The 1,785-nt window shown below is 52.3% G+C and carries 1 protein-coding gene; it reads left to right on the top strand.

Annotation, left to right across the window (positions count from 1 at the left end; genetic code table 11):
- The first annotated feature begins 133 nt into the window (after positions 1-133).
- Positions 134-1,555 carry an ISNCY family transposase gene (locus tag P8H26_RS18000; RefSeq protein WP_116089503.1) on the top strand — a complete coding sequence of 474 codons (1,422 nt, stop codon included), beginning with the start codon at positions 134-136 and terminating at the stop codon, positions 1,553-1,555.
- The last annotated feature ends 230 nt before the right edge of the window (positions 1,556-1,785 follow it).

Below are 1,785 nucleotides of genomic sequence, written 5' to 3'. Positions count from 1 at the left end.
TATAACAGCTATATAGAGATGCGACACTTGGGCAAATTAGAGATGCGACAGATTTTGCAGCTCATGCCCTGTTCAAACAGAATAAAGAAAGGAAGACTGGGGTTCCGAATGCAAGCAGCGGATGGGAGCCGTCATGTCTTGTTTGATCACAATGTCGCAGAAAGAACTCAATCGATTAGAAGTTATTCAGAAGATACGGGATCGCCGCCTGACTGTTGTTCAGGCGACTGCATTGCTCGATCTCAGTCGCAGCCAGATTCATCGTCTTTTACAGGCCTTTGACAAGTTTGGTGCGGCTGGCCTTGTTTCAGGCAAACGTGGTCACCCGAGCAATCGCCGTTACAGCGAGGATTTCCGGAATACGGTGCTGGATCTTATACGGGCTTATTATCGGGATTTTGGCCCGACACTGGCCTGTGAGAAGCTGGTTGAGCTGCATCAACTTTCAGTCAGTAAAGAAACGCTGCGCCAGTGGATGACAGCTGCAGGTATATGGATTTCACGCCGAGAACGCAAAAAACGTGTATTTCAACCGCGCGGCCGGCGCGATTGTTTTGGTGAACTAGTGCAGATTGACGGTTCACATCATTGGTGGTTCGAGGGTCGGGGGCCCAAATGCGCCCTCCTCGTTTATATTGATGATGCAACCGGTAAGCTTCTGCATCTGCGTTTTGCCGGATCAGAGAACACATTTGATTATTTCCATGCGACGAAGGCCTATCTGGAGCAATGGGGCAAGCCGCTGGCATTTTACAGCGACAAGCATGGAGTATTTCGCTCCACCCATGGTTCTGAGAAAGATCGAACGAGTGGGCTAACGCAATTCGGCCGGGCACTTTATGAGCTGAACATTGATATTATCTGTGCCAATACCCCACAGGCCAAAGGCCGTGTCGAGCGTGCAAACAGAACTTTGCAGGATCGCCTAGTGAAGGAGTTGCGATTGCGCGGCATTGATACGATGGAAGCAGCAAATGCTTATGCACCGGAATTCATTGCAGATTTCAATGCCCGTTTTGGTAAGCTACCGCGCAATCCGAAGGATATGCATCGGCCGCTGGCTGCGCATGAGAACCTCGACGGCGCACTGTGCCGGAAGGAAGTGCGGACACTGTCGCAGTCTCTGACGCTGCGCTACGACAAGGTATTGTTCATCCTGGAGCCAACGGAGATTGCAAAACGACTGGCCCGTCAAAAGGTCATTGTCTGCGATTATCCGGACGGTCGCCTTGAAATCATGCACGGCACGGACACCCTGCCCTATAGAACGTTTGACAAATTGCGTTCGGTTCATCGCTCACCCGTTGTCGAGAACAAACGGCTGGACGACATGCTGGCTCTTGTGGCTGAGATGCAGGCTGGACGGGAACAGCAACGCAGCAAGAGTGGTCCGCGTCGCACGGGACAGACGGACCATATGTTTGGCGTCCGCGACGGCAGCACCGCCAACGGCTATCAGAAGCGAGAGCGTAAATCGCGCACAGCCTACATGAACGATCCTGCTGTCATTGCTCGGCGAGAACAAGCCCTATTGAGACAGCCGGCGCAGGAATAAAGCTCGTCAATGGACGCTGATATGGCTTAGCGTAGCCGATATAGGTGGGCCGAGTATCAACTAATGACAGAACAATTGCTACTGAGAAAGCTAAAGCCGAAGAGGCGGGTATTCACTCGCCCCCATTCCTCGCTTGCAACCCAGACCAGCCTCTCGGAATGGGGGCTGTCGTCAGCGCCTGTCGCATTTCTATTTTGCTGGGAACGTCGCAACTTTAACTTGCTAAAACA

The sequence above is a fragment of the Pseudochrobactrum sp. sp1633 genome (assembly GCF_030376605.1).
GTDB lineage: Bacteria > Pseudomonadota > Alphaproteobacteria > Rhizobiales > Rhizobiaceae > Pseudochrobactrum.
The sequence above is the reverse complement of the archived record's forward strand: the minus strand, read 5'-3'. Positions and strand labels throughout refer to the sequence as shown.

Excerpts from the sequence above, each read along its gene's own strand:
- P8H26_RS18000 (WP_116089503.1), top strand. The coding sequence starts at position 134 with ATGTCTTGTTTGATCACAATGTCGCAGAAAGAACTCAATCGATTAGAA.